Consider the following 17,256-nt stretch of genomic DNA (forward strand, 5'->3'; position numbering starts at 1 on the left):
GATTGGCGGCCGAGCCTTGGCCGCCATCGGTTTCGTTAAGGGAGACTATGACGGAATGAAAAAATCTCCGCAATATTATGCGTATTCGTCATATGTTTATGCAGAATGATAGGATGCGCGAAACGCTGTTCTTCTCTTGCTCATGAGAAGTAAGTTACTGATTCAAATATCTTTTTGTGAAAGCTGGATCTGCCGTTTCAATGCATCGCTCAGGGATTGCGCTGCAATCGACAGGGGAACGCCTGCAGCACGTGCAAGCCCGAACTGCTGACGTGCATGCGGAATGAACGGACGATGCACGACGGGAAGATGGCGATAGAGATTTGCATAGAAGCTGCTAATGATCGTGACACCGAGGCCGTGGGCGACATAGGAACAAGCAGAACTGTTCGTATGGGTTTCGATCTTGACGATCTGCTTCACGCCCGCCTGTTTGAAGCTCTGATCGAGCGCCATGCGATTGGGCCTTTGACGGCCGATGAGGATCAGCGGTACGTCGCGCAGGTCCTTGGCCGAGATCTCCGCCAGTTCTGCCAGCCGGTGATCCCTCGGGATGACGCAGACGCTTTCCCCGCTCGCCACCTGCTCGACTTCGATGCCGGGACCGATTTCCCCCTCCATACGCAGGAAGCCGATATCGAGCACACGCTCCTCGACCAGCTTATTGATGGCAATGGTCGTGTCGAAAAACGTCTCGATGCGGACACTGGGGAAATCCCGCACGTAATCCACCAGCATGGCCGGCGCGAAGTTCTCCCACATGCTGCTTGGCAGACCGATCCGCACGATTTCCGGCCCTGCGGCGCCGCTTCTCAGATCTTGGGCGTGCCCGGACATCCGATCCACGGCCAAGAGAATATTCTCTGCATCCCGGGCGAGGATGGCCGCCTCCGGCGTCGGGATCAGCCGCCCCTTGTCGCGTACAAAAAGGGTGATGGACAAGTCCGCCTCGAGCTGCTGCAGGAGCCGGCTCACACCCGACTGGCTGAGGCCCATGGCCTTGGCCGTCGCAATGGTCGATCCGGTGGACATCAGCGTCCGCAAGACCTCGAGCTGTCTGATGTTCATCGTGAAGCGTCCTCTGCACCGGCGGCCCAGCGCCAGTCGGCAATGCTTTCCAGAAAAAGGCCCGCGGATTTGGCCAAGGGATATTTCTCGCCGCTGACGAGGCAATAGGTCACCGGCAGTTCCGGCGCCAATGGCACGAAACGCAGCGGCAGGGCAGCGTATTGGCGCGCGATGATGTCGCCCACCAGCGCGATCCCCAAACCATTCGCAGCCAGCGCACATGCACTGGCCACCGAATGTGCCTCGAGCAGCGGGCGCTGGCGTAGGCCGCCCTGGTAGAAAAGCGCCTCCAATTCGTGCCGAACAGGCCGCTCCCGGTTGAGGACGATGAGGTCCTGCCCCTTGAGGTCCGATATCGTCAGAGCGCTCTGTTTTGCCAATGGATGATCGGCATGAAGAGCGCAGACAATACGGGAGATAAGCTGTTTCTCCTGCCGCAGTCCGGGCGTCGCCAGCGGCAGGCGAGCGAAACCGATATCGGCCTCTCCGTCCGCCACCATCCTCTCGATCGCCAGATAGCTGCCGGAAGCGAGCTCCACGCGCACCGGACCGTGGGCGCCGAAGAAGGCCTTGATCATGCGGGGAAGCACGGTGGATGACAGGCTGGCCGGGAACGCAAGGCGCAGCAGCATGTCGCGTGAACGACCACTTTCCAGTTCCACCGCCGCCGTTTTCAGCTCCCGCAACCGATCCGAAATGGCGCGGATATCCGGCCCGAGCTGCCGGCCTTCACGGGTCGGAGACAACCGGTTCTTGTCACGTTCGAACAGACGGACGCCGAGATAGTCTTCAAGCTGCTGCAGCAGTCGGCTGGCATTGGATTGTGAAATGCCGAGTTCCAGCGCGGCGGCGATCGTCGATCCCGTTGCCGCGATCGCATCATAGGCCTCGATATGCTTGAGGCTGATCCCTGCGCTGACTGCCCTGACCATGTGATGACTTTCCTCGGTAGCCTTATTCGAGAACTGCATAAGATTGCAGCGCTGTCAAAAGCAGAACAATTTCCGGTCTCGACCGAAGACCATGGAAAGAGTTTCGTCAATGACCACCGTTCTGCAGCGCATCGCAGCCCAGCTTTCATCCCGAAAGCATTTCTCTGAAACCGCCATCGAACGGGCAATCGATGCCGTCGCCGATACTTTTGGCTGCATGGTCGCCGGCGCCGGAGATCCGGCCGTCACCGGCGTAACCGCGGCTTTTGCAAGCGAAATCGCAGGCGGAGGAACCGCCTGGCTTGTAGCCGGCGGCGGCGCTCCCTCCTCCATTGCCGCGCTCGTCAATGGAACTGCAGCGCATGCACTGGATTTCGACGACAATTTCCATCCCGCCCGCGCCCATGCATCCGCGGTCCTCGTCCCTGCATTGCTGGCCACGGTTACAGCAGGTCGTCCGGTGAGCGGCGGCGCTTTTCTGAGCGCCTATCTTGCAGGTCTGGAAGCGCAGGCCGCCGTGGGTTTCGGCGTCAATCCCTCGCATTACAACAGGGGCTGGCATGGGACGGCGACGGTGGGCGCAATCGGCGCGGCTGCGGGCGCGGCTCAGTTGCTGGGCGCAAGCGAGGAGGAGACGGCGCAGGCGATGAGCCTTGCAGCGTCGCTCGCCTGCGGCCCCAAAGGTCAGTTCGGTACTCTGGCCAAGCCGCTTCATGCGGGCATCGCAGCCCGAAATGCGGTTGAGGCGGCGCGGCTCGCCATCGCAGGCATCAGAGGCCGGCTCGACATCCTGGAAAGGCCGCAGGGATTTCTGGATCTTTTTGGCGGAGACGACCCGCGGGCATGGGCGGATCTGCGACCGGAGCCGGCCCACATCATCGAAAGACGAGGCTTGGTCACCAAGCGACATCCATGCTGCGCATCGACCCACCGGGCAATCGATGCGCTGCTCGAGCTTAAACGAGACTATGGACTGACGGCGGACGACATCGTGTCGATCGATACCAAGGTCGGAGTCTCCGCCTTTCGCAACCTCGCCTATGCGGAACCCGCAGACGAGATGCAGGCCCGCTTCTCGATGCAATACTGTCTGGCGACGGCCTTTCTGAATGGATCCGTCAGCCTTGGCGATTTCACGCGCTCTGCCGTTTCGCGCCAGGATGTGAGGATGCTGGCAAAACGCATAACGATGGAATCCTATTCAGCGGACGAGGAAAGAGGAAATGAACGCTTGCCGCATATTGTCACCGTGCGGCTGTCGGACGGGACGACGCTACGCCGACAACGTCTCCATGCAAAGGGTTCCGTGGAAGACCCGCTGAGCACGCAGGAGCGTCGCGAAAAATTTGAGGACTGCCTGAAATGGGGAAATCGTCAACCGAGCTGCGATCTCTACGCGCGCCTCAGAAGACTGAATGAGGCCGCAGACCTGTGGACCGAGCTTGGTATGACGAACCACAGCCGGAAAGCTGAATTGCTTGCGGGACCGGAGGCCGTATAACCTCTGTCAATCCGGGTTTTTCGTGACTTCGCGTTCTGCAGGTTGCTTCAGCCGCGCCGACCTGCTTCGGCGAGGCTGAGACTGGCAGCACGGATCCGGCAACCTCTTCCGGATATGGCTGTCCGGCGCTCGCAAGAACACGCCTTCCTTCACTGCGCCCGCAAAACCTCGTTCCAGTGCGCGATCAGCCGCGCTCTCTTCACCTGGTCGAGATAGACCATCAGCCCGGGGCTGACAGGCACTGGGCGAAGTTGCGCGCCGAGCAGCTCCTGTAGCGTATTGGCCGTGTTCTCGCCGGCCACCTCGGGGCTGACCGCGGGGATCTGCAGCTCGCGCGCCATGATCGTCTGGCCCTCCTTCGACATGAAAAAGGTAAGGTAACGACGCCCGAGCTCCGGCTCGGCGGCCGCCTGCGGCACCAGCCCGATCCGCGACATCACCACCGTATAATCCTTCGGCAGGACGATCCCGACGTCAGGATGCCGCGAAGCCCAGTCGGCAGCGTAGGAGCCGAGGATATTGTAGCCGAGCACGAAGCGCCCGTCGGCGACGCGTTCGAGGATCGCCGAGCTCGTCGAGTAAAGCTTGACGCCGGCCGCGCCCATCGCGCCGATCACCGACCAGATGTCGCCGAATTGCTCCTGGTCGCGCGCCATGAACAGAAAGCCGACACCGGACCGCTCGATATCGTAGGTGCTGATCCGGCCATAAACCGCATTGCCCTTGCGCTTCAGATAGTCGACGAGTTCCGCCCGCGAGCTTGGCACCGGCTCATGCGCGAAGCTCGGCTTGTGATAGACGAAGACCGCCGGCTCGAAAGTCAGCGCATAGGCGGTGTTGCGCCAGTTCGCCCATTTCGGCCATGCGGCGCTCATCGGCAGGTTGCTGACCTGCGCATAGCCGTCATTCGAAAGCTTCACCTGCAGGTCCATCGCCGACGAGAAGGCAAAATCCGCCGTCTTCTTGCCGGCATCCGTCTCGCCGACGATCCGGTCATAGATTTCGCCGGTCAGCATATCCTCATATCTGACCGCTACATCGGGATTGGCCTCCTGAAAACCCCGGATCATCGGCTGCGCCAGCGGCTCGTCGAGCGAGGAATAAACGGTCAGCACCGGCGCCGCGGCCTTGCCCGATTTCGCCGGAAAAAAGACCTGATCAGCCAGGGCAAAACCCGGCCAGAACGCCAGCAGCAAGACGAAAATTCTCCTCATACCGCCACAATGCCCGAGCACGGCTGGAGGAGCAAGGGCGCGCCGGAGCGAGGCCCTCGGTGAGGCCGGCTCAACTCGATCACCGGTCGTTTTCGGTGCCGACCGGCAAGCTTTGGCCAAGCCGTATATTCCATTTCCGCCAACTTTCACCACAAAGGATTAGGAATCAAAGGCCGTCCTTCACCCTTTTAGAGTATTGATGAAGACCGGCGACGATATATGGTCGCGCTGCCGCGTCAAAACGTCGACGCCGCCCGAATTTCTTTTTCGGGGGACGACTCTGCGCGACAAAAACTCTAAAAATAGCTAGGTTATTCCGGGAAGATCCATGGGAGGGGTCATGGAACGACGACTGAGCGCTATTCTCGCTGCGGATGTCGTCGGCTACAGCCGACTGATGGGCATCGATGAGTCAGGCACGCTGCAGGCGCTGAACCGCCATCGCTGCGAGCTGGTCGATATCAGGATTTCGGACTACAAGGGCCGGATCGTCAAACTCACCGGCGACGGCATCCTGGCCGAATTCCAGAGTGTGGTGAATGCGGTCGCCTGCGCCGCCGAAATCCAGCGGAGCATGTCGACCCGCAACGAGAACGTTCCGAAGGATGAGCGCGTCGAATTCCGCATCGGCATCAATCTCGGCGACGTCGTCGTCGAAAATGGCGACATCTTCGGCGACGGCGTCAATCTCGCCGCGAGACTCGAGCGTATCGCCGCGCCCGGCGGCATCGCCGTGTCGGCTTCGGTCCGCGATCAGGTCGGCTCGCGCCTCAATCTCGGCTTCGAATTTATCGGCGAACACATGCTGAAGAACATCCGGCAGCCCGTGCAGGTCTACACCGTCTCCCTCGCGCCGCCCTCTTCCGCCAGGCTCATCGCGCAGAACCGCAATACCTGCTTCATCGCGGTCTTGCCTTTCACCAATATGAGCGGCGACGCCGACCAGGATTATTTCTCCGACGGCATAACCGAAGACATCATCACCGATCTTTCCAAGATCTCCAGCCTGCACGTCGTGCCGCGCAATACGATCTTTACCTACAAGGGCATCTCGGTGAAGTTGAAGCGGCTCGCCCAGGAACTCGGCGTGCGCTATGTGCTCGAAGGCAGTGTGCGCATCTTCGACAAGCGCGTGCGTATCTCCGGCCAGCTGATCGACACCGCCAATGGCGATCATCTCTGGGCCGAGCGCTACGACCGTGACCTCACCGACATCTTCGCCATCCAGGACGAGATCACCCATGCGATCGTCGGCCAGCTGAAGGTGCGCCTGCTGCCGGAGGAGAAGAAGGCGATCGCCAACGAGCCGACCGCCAATGTCGAGGCCTATACCTATTATCTCCGGGGCCGCCAGCTTTCCCACACCTGGACGAAATCCTACCTGCAGCTCGCCAGGCGCATGTTCTGCAAAGCAGTCGAGCTCGATCCGGACTATGCCCGCGCTTATGCCGGCATCGCCGATTGCGACGCCGCGATCCGCGACTGGGCGCCCGACGATGTGCCGCTGAGACGCATCCTCGAGATGAGCGCCCGCGCGCTCGCGCTCGATCCCGATCTTCCGGAGGCCCATGCCTCGCACGGCTTGGCCCTGCATCAGAGCGGCTATGATGATCGGGCGGCGGCGGCCTTCGAGCGTGCCCTGACGCTCGACCCGAACCTCTTCGAGGCGAATTTCCATTATGCCAGGTTCTTCTTCATGCACGGAAACTTTGCCGAATCCGTTCAATATTTCACCCGCGCCGCCGAAATCCGCCCTGACGACTACGTCTCGCCGATCCATCTGATGGCCGCCTACCATTCACTCGGCCGTGGGGTGGACCGGGAAAACTGGGCCCGCCTCGGCTTGCTGCGCGCCGAACGCGCGCTGAATCTCAATCCGGAAAATTCCGGTCCCGCCCATCGCGGTGCGCTGGCGCTTGCCCATCTCGGCGATGTCAAACGCGCACGCGACTGGGCGGCGCGGGCGATCGCCATCGACCCCGACGACATTGTCGCCCAGTATAATCTCGCCTGTGTCTATTCCGTCCTCGGCGACATCGACCAGGCGATCGACCTCTTGGAGAAGCTGCTGCCCCACAGCTCCGTCTACCATATCAAATGGTTCAACAATGATTCCGACCTCGACAATATCCGCGACGACCCGCGCTTCCAGAAGCTGCTTGCCGCCGCGATGACACAGCGCGAAGAGATGGAAAGGACGGGCAGCTGAGATCGATCTTTATGCGGCCCGTTCACCAATCTTCAAAATCGCTGTGACAACCCGTCTTCACCCCTGTAACGTCGCTTGAAAAACAGGGGAACATCCGTGCGCATCCTGCTCACCGAGGACAATATCGCGCTGGCCGACGGGCTCTCGGCGATCTTGCGCGGCACGGGCCATGCCGTCGATGTCGTTCATGACGGGGCGTCCGCCAATGCCGTCATCGCGGCGGAAAATTTCGACCTTGTCATCCTCGACCTCAACCTGCCCGAGATGGACGGGCTCGACGTGCTGCGCGCCATGCGCGCCCGGCAGAATCAGGCGGCCGTCCTCATCCTGACGGCGCGTGGATCGCCGGAGGAACGGGTAAAAGGCCTTGATCTCGGCGCCGACGATTATCTGATCAAGCCTTTCGACATCGCCGAATTCGAGGCCCGTGTGCGCGTGCTGCTGCGCCGCCAGGCCGGGCTGCGGTCGGCGACGGTCGGCTTCGGCGGCATTTCTTTCGACCTCAATTCCCGCACCTTCTCCGCCGGTTCCACCCCTCTTGACATTCCCGCCCGAGAACTTGGCCTGCTCGAAATCCTCTTCATGCGGGCCGGCAAGGTCGTCGCCAAGGAGGCGATCATACAGTCGCTGACCGCCTTCGACGACGACATTTCCGCAAACGCCATCGAGCAATATGTCAGCCGGCTGAGAAAGCGCCTTTCGCCGCATGGCCTGACGGTCAAGACTGCCCGCGGTATCGGCTATTATCTCGACAAGCTGCCCGAGGCTTCATGAAGGCCGCCTATTCTCTCCGGCGCCGGCTGCTCTTCTGGCTGCTCGTCTCTACGGCCGTCATCGGCATGCTGGCACTTGCCGACACCTATCGCGAGGCTGTGCAAACCTCGAACATCGTCTCCGACCGTGTTCTCGCCGGCTCGGCGCTCGCGATCGCCGAACGCGTCGTCGTCGCCGAAGACGGCACGCTGCAGGTCGATATCCCCTATGTCGCGCTCGAAATGCTAACCTCGGCCGCGCAGGACCGCGTCTTCTACCGCGTCGACGGCCCGCCGGGCCAATTCATCACCGGCTACCAGGCTCTGCCGGTCCTGCAGAAGACGCCGAGCGGTGCGGCCGCCTTCGCCGACGACACCTTTCGCGGCGAGCCGATCCGCATCGCCACGCTCGAACGTTCCGCCTCGACCGGCATCCGCTCGGTGCCCTTCGTCGTGACCGTCGCCGAAACCACAATCGCCCGCCGGCAGTTGACTCAGGCGATCCTCGTGCGTTCGGCACTGCGCCTCGCCGTCATGATCGCCGGAGCGGCGGTCATCGTCTGGATCTCGGTCACGGTGGCGCTCCGCCCGCTCTACAAGCTCGGCGACGCCATCGGCGAACGCAGTCCTGACGATCTGCATCCGATCGAACAAACCGTGCCGAGCGAGGTCGAGCCGCTGGTCGATACGGTGAACTCATTCATGGTCCGCCTGCAGTCGGCGCTCGATGCGCTGCGCAATTTCACCGGCAATGCCAGCCACCAGCTGCGCACGCCGCTGGCGATTATCCGCACCCAGCTTGCGCTTTCGGCCCGCGCCGGCTCGCTCGCTGAAGCCCAGGCGGCAGCGCTGAAGGGAGACCAGGCCGTCGCGCATGCCGAGCGCATTCTTGCCCAGCTTCTGCTGATGGCGAAGATCGACGCCGCCACGGCCAAGGAGGCGCTGACCGCCTCCGCCATCGATCTCGCCGCCATCGCCCAGGAAATCACCGGCGAACAGATCCCGGCCGCTGCCGTCGCCGGCATCGATCTCGGCTTCGAGGGTGAGGGCCCGGCGATGATCCGCGCCGAGCCGCTGCTCATCGGCGAAATGCTGCGCAATCTTGCCGGCAATGCCATCGCCTATGCCGGCAAGGGGGCTGAAGTCACCGTCCGCGTCATCGCCGCCGCCGAGACGATCCGCCTCGAAGTCGAGGACAACGGCCCCGGTATTGCGCGCGAGAAGCTGGAGGCGGTGCGCCGCCGTTTTTCGCGCGGCAATGATTCCGCCGCGCCCGGCGCCGGCCTCGGCCTCCCCATCGTCGAGGAAATCGCCAATCTTTTCAATGCTGTCATGACGTTGGAACCTGGAACCGACGGCCGCGGGCTGAAGGTGGCCGTCACCTTTGCCAGGGCGTCGTAAAAGCCGTCGCCACCCCGGCCTTTGCACCTTGCTTTCTTTCGCTGCATTGCACAGACTGGCTTTGGGAACAGCAAGCCGCACGACGATGCGCGCCGGATAAAAGAGAAATATGTCGATCAAAGCCAGTATCTACCACCTGACCCATTATATCTATGACAAGCCGGTTCGCCTCGGCCCCCAGATTATCCGGTTGAAACCGGCGTCGCATTCGAAGACGCGGGTGCTCAGCCACTCGCTGAAGGTCACGCCCTCCAACCACTTCATCAATCTGCAGCAGGATCCCTACGGCAATTATCTCGCCCGCTACGTCTTCCCGGACCCGGTAACGGAGTTCAAGATCGAGGTCGACCTCGTCGCCGACATGACGGTCTACAACCCGTTCGACTTCTTCGTCGAAGAAGAAGCGACCAAATGGCCCTTCGATTATCCCGAAACGATCCGCGAGGATCTGTCGATCTACATGACGCCCGAGCCGGCCGGCCCGCGCCTGAAAGCGCTGCTGCCGACGCTCGACTGGTCGCCCGGACAGGCGACGGTGGATATGGTCGTCGGCCTGAATGCCCGCCTGCAGCGGCAGATCGGCTATGTGATCCGCATGGAAGCCGGCGTGCAGACGCCGGAGGAAACGCTGGAAACAGCCAAGGGCTCGTGCCGCGACACCAGTTGGCTGCTCGTCCAGATCCTTCGCCATCTCGGCCTCGCCGCCCGCTTCGTCTCCGGTTACTTGATCCAGCTGACGCCGGACCTGAAGGCGCTCGACGGCCCCTCCGGCACCGAGGTCGATTTCACCGACCTGCATGCCTGGGCCGAGGTTTACCTGCCCGGCGCCGGCTGGGTCGGTCTCGATCCCACATCGGGCCTCTTGACCGGCGAAAGCCACATTCCGCTGGCCGCCACGCCGCATTACCGCAACGCCGCACCGATCTCCGGCGGCTACTTCGGCGAGGCCGAAACCGAATTCGCCTTCGATATGAAGGTCTCGCGCGTCGCCGAACACCCGCGTATCACCAAGCCCTTCTCCGACGAAAGCTGGGAGGAGCTCAACGAACTCGGCGAGAAGGTCGACCGTGTCCTCGAAGCAGAGGACGTACACCTGACGATGGGCGGCGAGCCGACCTTCGTTTCGATCGACGACTTCCAGTCCGAAGAGTGGAACACCGCGGCCGTCGGCCCGACCAAGCGCGAAAAGGCCGACAGCCTGATCCGCCGGCTGCAGGAGCGCTTCGCCCCCGGCGGCTTCCTGCATTACGGCCAGGGGAAATGGTATCCGGGCGAAAGCCTGCCGCGCTGGACCTTCTCGCTCTACTGGCGCCGCGACGGCAAGCCGATCTGGCAGAACCTCGATCTGGTCGCCGCCGAAGGCAGGGATACCGGTGTTGCGGCCGAGGATGCCGAAAAGCTGCTGACGGCGATCGCAAAAGAACTGGCGATCAAGCCCGACATGGTGCAGCCGGCCTTTGAGGATCCGGCCGACTGGATCATCAAGGAAGGCAATCTTCCCGACAATGTCGATCCGGCGAATTCGAAGCTGAAGGATCCCGAGGAACGCAACCGCATCGCCCGCGTGTTCGGTCGTGGCCTCACCGTCCCCACCGGTTACATCCTACCGGTCCAGGCATGGAACGCCAGGGCCGCCGAAAGCCGGGTCTGGGTTAGCGAGAAATGGCGCACCCGCCGCGGCAAAATCTTCCTCGTTCCCGGCGACAGTCCGATCGGCTACCGCCTGCCGCTCGGTACTCTGCCCTATGTCCCCCCGGCGCGTTATCCCTATATCCATCCCGCCGATCCGACGATCCCGCGCGAGCCGCTGCCCGACGTTTTCGTACCGGCCGGCCGCGCCATGCCGGAAGTCTCCTTCCACGCCGGCGAGAGCAATCGCAGCCGCATCGAACAGACGCTCGGAGAAATCGGCGGCGCCGTGCGCACCGCCATGTCGGTCGAGCCGCGCGACGGCAGGCTCTGCGTTTTCATGCCGCCGGTCGAGCGGATCGAGGATTATCTCGAGCTGATCGCCGCTGCCGAAAACGCTGCCGCCGAGCTCAAGCTTCCCGTTCATATCGAAGGTTATCCGCCGCCGCAGGACGAGCGCATCAACGTCATCCGCGTCGCCCCGGATCCCGGCGTCATCGAGGTCAACATCCATCCGGCATCCAACTGGAAGGATTGCGTCGATATCACCACGGCAATCTACGAGGAGGCCCGCGCCACCCGGCTCGGCGCCGACAAATTCATGATCGACGGCCGTCATACCGGCACCGGCGGCGGCAACCATGTCGTCGTCGGCAGCGCCAATCCGAACAACAGCCCCTTCCTGCGCCGTCCGGATCTGTTGAAGAGCGTCGTCCTCCACTGGCAGCGCCACCCCTCGCTCTCCTACCTCTTCTCCGGCATGTTCATCGGCCCGACCAGCCAGGCGCCGCGCATCGACGAGGCTCGCCACGACAGCCTCTACGAGCTGGAGATCGCCATGGCGCAGATCGCGGCTCCCGGCCGCGGTCAGCAGCCGCTGCCCTGGCTCGTCGACCGCCTGTTCCGCAATCTCTTGACCGATGTCACCGGGAACACCCACCGCGCCGAGATCTGCATCGACAAGCTGTTTTCGCCCGACGGCCCGACCGGCAGGCTCGGCCTCATCGAGTTCCGCGGCTTCGAGATGCCGCCGAACGCACGCATGTCGCTTGCCCAGCAATTGCTGGTGCGCGCGCTGATCGCCCGCTTCTGGGTGAACCCGGTCGACGGCAAGTTCGTCCGCTGGGGCACGACCTTGCACGATCGTTTCATGCTGCCGCATTTCGTCTGGGCCGATTTCCTCGACGTGCTCGCCGATCTTCGCGAAAACGGCTTCGACCTCAGCCCGGAATGGTTCAAGGCCCAGCTCGAATTCCGCTTCCCCTTCTGCGGCGAAGTCGAATACGAGGGCTCGAAGCTGGAACTGCGCCAGGCGCTGGAGCCTTGGCATGTCATGGGCGAGGAAGGCGCGGTCGGCGGCACCGTCCGCTATGTCGACTCCTCCGTCGAGCGCCTCCAGGTGCGGTTCGAAACCAGCAATACAGCGCGCTACGCCGTCACCTGCAACGGCCGCACCCTGCCTCTGACGCCGACCGGCACCTCCGGCGTATCGGTCGCCGGCGTCCGCTACAAGGCATGGCAGCCGGCCTCCGGCCTGCATCCGGTCCTGCCGGTCAACACGCCTTTGACTTTTGACATTTATGATACATGGTCGAAGCGTTCGATCGGCGGCTGCATCTATCATGTTGCCCATCCGGGCGGCCGGACCTATGACACCTTCCCGGTCAACGGCAACGAGGCGGAAGCAAGGCGGCTCGCCCGCTTCGAACCGTGGGGACATACGGCAGGCGGTTATATCCCGCGCGCCGAGACGGGTTCGCCTGAATTCCCGCTGACGCTGGATCTGCGGCGACCCGCCGGAATTTGAGCCGGGATCGAGGCCAAGGGCTGAGGCCGGGGTTGGGATGTGAGTTTTGATGGGTAAAAGGCCCGCAGCGGAGCGCAAGGGTGAGGCAGAGGTTCGCATCGGCAAGGATGCGGCCTTCGACTATGCGCCGCTTCGCGGCACTGCCGACGAGATGGTCGACAATAATGGCGTCGTCCGCCCCGTCTGGCAGCGTTTCCTCTCGCATCTCGGCGCAATGCCGGAAAAGGATCTCGCCGAGCGTTTCGCCCGCGCCGACCGCTATCTCCGAGATGCCGGCGTCTTCTACCGCGCCTACGGCAGCAAGGGCACCGGCGAACGCGCCTGGCCGATCTCGCATATCCCGGTGCTGATCGACGAGCGCGAATGGCAGGCGCTGTCGGCGGGCCTGGTCCAGCGCGCCGATCTGTTGGAGGCGATCGTCGCCGATATCTATGGCGACAACCGGTTGGTGGAGGAAGGGGTCTTGCCGCCGGCGCTGATCGCCGCCAATCCCGAATTCCAGCGCCCGCTCTCCGGCATCAGACCGGCATCCGGCCACTATCTGCATTTCTGCGCTTTCGAGATCGGCCGCGGGCCTGACGGCAACTGGTGGGTGCTCGCCGACAGGACGCAGGCGCCGTCGGGCGCCGGTTTCGCGCTGGAAAGCCGCGTCGCCACCACCCGCGCCTTCTCGGATATCTACGCCGAAACCCCGGTCCACCGCCTCGCCTCCTTCTTCGGCGCCTTCCGCGATGCGCTGCAGGGCATGAAACATTCCGGCGACGATCGCATCGCCGTGCTGACGCCGGGCCCGGCCAACGAGACCTATTACGAACACGCCTACATCGCCCGTTATCTCGGCTTCATGCTGCTCGAGGGCGAGGATCTGACCGTCGTTAAGGGCCGCGTCATGGTGCGCACCGTCGCCGGCCTGAAGCCGATCGGCGTGCTCTGGCGCCGTCTCGATTCCGCCTTCGCCGACCCACTGGAGTTGAACCAGAATTCGCATATCGGCACGCCCGGCCTCGTCGAAGCCTTGCGCACCGAAAGCGTCACCATCGTCAATGCGCTCGGCACCGGCATTCTCGAAACCCGGGCGCTTCTGGCCTTCATGCCGACCATCTGCCGCCGTCTGTTGGGGCAGGCTCTGCGGCTGCCCTCGATTGCGACCTGGTGGTGCGGCCAGGAGGAGGAGCGCGAGCACGTCGCCAAGAATATCGAGAAGATGGTGATCGGCCCGGCCTATTCCCGGGCGCCCTTCTTCGACGACGACGGCGAATCCGTGCTCGGCTCGTCGCTGCGGGCGACCGCCAGGGATTCCATCACCGATTGGCTGAGTTCGGACGGCCCCAAGCTGGTCGGCCAGGAGGTCGTCACACTCTCGACGACGCCCGCCTGGGTGGACGGCAAGCTGGTGCCGCGGCCGATGTCGCTACGCGTCTTCGCCGCCCGCACCGCCGACGGCTGGCAGATTATGCCCGGCGGTTTTGCCCGCATCGGCTCCGGCGCCGATGTCGCGGCGATCGCCATGCAGTCGGGCGGCGCGGCCGCCGATGTCTGGATCGTCAGCGACAAGCCGGTCGAGCGCCACACGCTGCTGCCGGCCGAAGGCAGCTTCACCCGCAACATGCCGGGCAGCCTGCCGAGCCGGGCGGCCGACAACCTGTTCTGGCTCGGCCGCTATATCGAACGCGCCGAAGGGGCGTTGCGCATCCTGCGCGCCTGGCATGCGCGTTATGCCGAGGCCGCCGATCCGAGCCAGCCGCTGCTCGCCGACGTCTCGGCCTACCTCGCCGCCGTCGATATCGATACTGCCGAAGCCGTGCCGGAAACGCTCTTACGCAACATCGACAGCGCCGTTTATTCGGCGAGCAACATCCGCGACCGTTTCTCGCCGGACGGCTGGCTGGCGCTGAATGATCTGGCCAAGACGGCCCGCCGTTTCCGTGTCACCGTCACTGCCGGCGACGACGCCAGCCACGCGATGACGATCCTTCTGCGCAAGCTCGCCGGTTTCGCCGGCCTCGTGCACGAGAACATGTATCGCTTCATGGGTTGGCGCTTCCTCTCGCTCGGCCGCTATATCGAGCGCGGCCTGCACATGACCCGCCTGCTCGGCCACATGTCCGGCCCGGAAGCGCCGGACGGCGCGCTCGACATGCTGCTGGAGATCGGCGACAGCGTCATGACCCACCGCCGTCGCTACAACGTCAATACGGCGCGGCTGACGGTCACCGATTTGCTGGCGCTCGATCCGCTCAACCCGCGCTCGGTGCTCTTCCAGGTGAACGAGATCCACCACGAGGTCGAGCAATTGCCGAATGCCCTGATCAACGGCCAGATGTCGCCCTTCTACCGCGAGGCGATGCGGCTTCATTCCGGCCTGGCGGTGATGACGCCGGAGGGCATGGGGCCCGAGGTCTATCAGCGGTTCGAACGCGAATTGGAGCAGCTTTCCGACCTGCTCGCCCAGACCTATCTCGGGTGACGGCAGTGCTTTACGACCTCTCGCTCCGCATGGGTTACATCTACGACGTGCCGGCCTCCGGCGCTCGCCACATCATGCGCCTGATGCCGCTGTCGCTGACCAACCGGCAACGCCTCGTCGCCGGCTCGATCACGATTTCGCCGACGCCGGACGAGCAGTCGCATTTCGTCGATTTCTTTCAACACCCTGCCACCGCCTTCATGCTGCGCGCGCCGCACGAGGAGCTCGACATTCGCATGCAGGCCCGGGTGCAGGTCGAAAGCCAGCCCATCGTCGCCGATTTCTCGCCGCTGCTTGCCGACCTGCCCGAGGAGATAGCAGGCATCTGGTCGCTGGCGCCGGATTCGCCGCACCACTTTCTCGGCGACAGCCCGCGCCTGACACCGACGCGCGAGATCGCCGACTATGCACGAAGCTGCGCCAAGCCCGATCTGACGGCGATGCAGATCGCTCATGCGCTCTGCACCCGCATCAACAAGGATTTCACCTACGATCCCGACGCGACGACGGTCGACACCACGCCGCTCGAGGCTTTCAAGCTGAAGCGCGGCGTCTGCCAGGATTTTACCCACGTCATGATCCTGGCGCTGCGAAGCCTCGGCATTCCGGCAGGTTACGTCTCCGGCTTCCTGCGCACCATTCCGCCGCCCGGCAAGGAACGGCTGGAAGGGGCCGATGCCATGCATGCCTGGGTCAGGATCTGGTGCGGCGAGACGATCGGCTGGATCGAGCTCGACCCGACCAACGACATCCCCGCCGGCACCGACCACATCGTCGTCGCCTATGGGCGCGATTATTCCGACGTCGTCCCCGTTATCGGCGTGTTGAAAAGCTATGGCGGCCAGCGCGCCGTCCAGGCGGTCGACGTGATCCCGCTGAAATAAGCCAAATCCCAAAACTGGAAAAAACCGGCGATTCGTTAAAATTCTATTGACGCCGTAAGGTCGGCGTAAAGAACCAGCATGCGTTAATTACCTGACAGGGTTTCCAGTTGGGTGAACATGATGAGCACCTTCTTTTTGCATCCCTGCCTGCGTCGCATGTTCAGCGATCGAGGCGGTAATTTCGGTATCATGACGGCGGTTTTGGCGCCGGTTCTTCTCGGCGCTGCCGGCATGGCGGTCCATGTCGGCGATATGTTGCTCTCCAAGCAGCAACTGCAGGAAGCCGCCGATTCGGCGGCGCTTGCCACCGCCACCGCGCTGGCGAATGGCACGATCCAAACCTCTCAGGCCGAGGCCTTCGCGCGGAATTTCGTCGCAGGGCAAATGGCGAATTATCTGCAAAGCGGCGTCGATATCAAAAGCACGACGGGCGTTACCGTGCAGACAAACACATCGGGAAATTCGACATCCTACCAGGTGACGGTTTCGCCGAGCTACGACCTGACGGTCAATCCGCTGATGCAGGCGGTCGGCTTCACCACGCAACACCTTTCGACATCAGGCACGACGGTCGGCGGCCATTCCCAGACCCAGACCCAGGGCTCCATCTCGATGTATCTGGCGCTCGACAAATCAGGATCGATGGGAGAAGACACGGCGACTGTCAACGAGGAAGATCCCACGGAATCATATACCTACGCCTGCAATCCCCATTATAACAAGAAGGGCAAGGAAGTCTGGGACACCTGCACCGGCAGCCGCGCAAACTACTATACGAAAATAGAAGGGCTGAAGATGGCCGCCGGCAAACTCTTCGTCCAGTTGAGCAGCGCCGATCCCAACGCCCAATATGTCCGCACCGGCGCGGTATCTTACGATATCGTTCAATACGCACCCAGCAGTCTCGCCTGGGGAACTGTTGGTGTTTCGAGCTATGTCAATGCGCTTCAGGCAGGAGGCGGCACGAATTCCAGCGGCGCGATGGGCACTGCCTATTTGTCCCTGACGGCAAAGAATGCTGCGGGGAACGACGCCGAAGACTCCGCCCACCAGCTGAAGAGCGGGCAGATACCCAAGAAGTACATCGTCTTCATGACGGACGGCGACAATAACAACGACAGCAGCGGCGGCCGTTCATATGACACGCTGACCAAGGCGACATGCGACACGGCCAAGTCCAAGGGCATTGTGATCTATACGATCGCCTTCATGGCGCCCGAGGGCGGACAGGCGCTGCTGCAGTATTGCGCCTCAGACGCCTCGCACTATTTCCAGGCGGAAAAAATGGAAGACCTTTTCGCCGCGTTCAAAGCGATCGGAGCGAAGGCGTCCACTCAAGTGACGCGCCTGACGAACTGACGATACTGCCAACCGAAAGCCGATCAAAAAAGC

General features: G+C 62.8%; 11 protein-coding genes. 8 read left to right on the forward strand and 3 right to left on the reverse strand.

Annotation, left to right across the window (positions count from 1 at the left end; translation table 11 throughout):
- Positions 1-162: 162 nt before the first annotated feature.
- Both K6M89_RS10600 and K6M89_RS10605 read right to left on the reverse strand, forming a co-directional pair.
- On the reverse strand, positions 163-1,068 hold the full coding sequence (locus K6M89_RS10600) for a LysR family transcriptional regulator (protein WP_097580392.1): 906 nt from the start codon (positions 1,066-1,068) through the stop codon (positions 163-165).
- Positions 1,065-2,000 (reverse strand): LysR family transcriptional regulator, encoded by a 936-nt coding sequence (locus K6M89_RS10605; RefSeq protein ID WP_097580393.1) that lies wholly within the window; start codon positions 1,998-2,000, stop codon positions 1,065-1,067. Before K6M89_RS10605 ends, K6M89_RS10600 begins: the two co-directional genes overlap by 4 nt.
- Positions 2,001-2,109: 109 nt before the next feature.
- Between K6M89_RS10605 and K6M89_RS10610 the strand changes: the two genes are divergently transcribed.
- Positions 2,110-3,501 carry an MmgE/PrpD family protein gene (locus tag K6M89_RS10610; RefSeq protein ID WP_222139396.1) on the forward strand — a complete coding sequence of 464 codons (1,392 nt, stop codon included), beginning with the start codon at positions 2,110-2,112 and terminating at the stop codon, positions 3,499-3,501.
- A gap of 149 nt (positions 3,502-3,650) precedes the next feature.
- Here K6M89_RS10610 and K6M89_RS10615 read toward each other — a convergent pair whose 3' ends face one another.
- The gene (locus K6M89_RS10615; protein WP_222139397.1) at positions 3,651-4,697 is read right to left on the reverse strand and encodes an ABC transporter substrate-binding protein; all 1,047 of its coding nucleotides are present in this window, start codon (positions 4,695-4,697) and stop codon (positions 3,651-3,653) included.
- Positions 4,698-5,055: 358 nt separating this feature from the next.
- Here K6M89_RS10615 and K6M89_RS10620 point away from each other — a divergent pair, with 358 nt between their 5' ends.
- The 7 genes from K6M89_RS10620 (at position 5,056) to K6M89_RS10650 (ending at position 17,223) form a co-directional block, all read left to right on the forward strand.
- Entirely contained in the window at positions 5,056-6,924 is a 1,869-nt protein-coding gene (locus K6M89_RS10620) for an adenylate/guanylate cyclase domain-containing protein (protein WP_222139398.1), read from the forward strand.
- Positions 6,925-7,020: 96 nt separating this feature from the next.
- On the forward strand, positions 7,021-7,698 hold the full coding sequence (locus tag K6M89_RS10625) for a response regulator (protein WP_097580397.1): 678 nt from the start codon (positions 7,021-7,023) through the stop codon (positions 7,696-7,698).
- Positions 7,695-9,077 (forward strand): sensor histidine kinase, encoded by a 1,383-nt coding sequence (locus K6M89_RS10630; RefSeq protein ID WP_222139399.1) that lies wholly within the window; start codon positions 7,695-7,697, stop codon positions 9,075-9,077. The genes K6M89_RS10625 and K6M89_RS10630 overlap by 4 nt, the downstream gene beginning before the upstream one ends.
- Positions 9,078-9,186: 109 nt before the next feature.
- Entirely contained in the window at positions 9,187-12,513 is a 3,327-nt protein-coding gene (locus tag K6M89_RS10635; protein ID WP_222139400.1) for a transglutaminase family protein, read from the forward strand.
- 49 nt (positions 12,514-12,562) lie between these two features.
- On the forward strand, positions 12,563-14,980 hold the full coding sequence (locus tag K6M89_RS10640) for a circularly permuted type 2 ATP-grasp protein (protein WP_222139401.1): 2,418 nt from the start codon (positions 12,563-12,565) through the stop codon (positions 14,978-14,980).
- Positions 14,977-15,864 (forward strand): transglutaminase family protein, encoded by an 888-nt coding sequence (locus K6M89_RS10645; RefSeq protein ID WP_170964776.1) that lies wholly within the window; start codon positions 14,977-14,979, stop codon positions 15,862-15,864. Before K6M89_RS10640 ends, K6M89_RS10645 begins: the two co-directional genes overlap by 4 nt.
- A gap of 120 nt (positions 15,865-15,984) precedes the next feature.
- On the forward strand, positions 15,985-17,223 hold the full coding sequence (locus K6M89_RS10650) for a vWA domain-containing protein (RefSeq protein WP_222139402.1): 1,239 nt from the start codon (positions 15,985-15,987) through the stop codon (positions 17,221-17,223).
- Positions 17,224-17,256 lie beyond the last annotated feature (33 nt).

The sequence above is a fragment of the Rhizobium croatiense genome (assembly GCF_019793465.1).
GTDB lineage: Bacteria > Pseudomonadota > Alphaproteobacteria > Rhizobiales > Rhizobiaceae > Rhizobium > Rhizobium croatiense.

What these genes read in the sequence shown, in the direction of transcription:
- K6M89_RS10635 (WP_222139400.1), top strand. Translation starts at nt 9,187, where the DNA reads ATGTCGATCAAAGCCAGTATCTACCACCTGACCCATTATATCTATGAC.
- K6M89_RS10640 (WP_222139401.1), top strand. Translation starts at nt 12,563, where the DNA reads ATGGGTAAAAGGCCCGCAGCGGAGCGCAAGGGTGAGGCAGAGGTTCGC.
- K6M89_RS10630 (WP_222139399.1), top strand. Translation starts at nt 7,695, where the DNA reads ATGAAGGCCGCCTATTCTCTCCGGCGCCGGCTGCTCTTCTGGCTGCTC.
- K6M89_RS10605 (WP_097580393.1), bottom strand. Translation starts at nt 2,000, where the DNA reads ATGGTCAGGGCAGTCAGCGCAGGGATCAGCCTCAAGCATATCGAGGCC.
- K6M89_RS10620 (WP_222139398.1), top strand. Translation starts at nt 5,056, where the DNA reads ATGGAACGACGACTGAGCGCTATTCTCGCTGCGGATGTCGTCGGCTAC.
- K6M89_RS10650 (WP_222139402.1), top strand. Translation starts at nt 15,985, where the DNA reads ATGAGCACCTTCTTTTTGCATCCCTGCCTGCGTCGCATGTTCAGCGAT.
- K6M89_RS10610 (WP_222139396.1), top strand. Translation starts at nt 2,110, where the DNA reads ATGACCACCGTTCTGCAGCGCATCGCAGCCCAGCTTTCATCCCGAAAG.
- K6M89_RS10600 (WP_097580392.1), bottom strand. Translation starts at nt 1,068, where the DNA reads ATGAACATCAGACAGCTCGAGGTCTTGCGGACGCTGATGTCCACCGGA.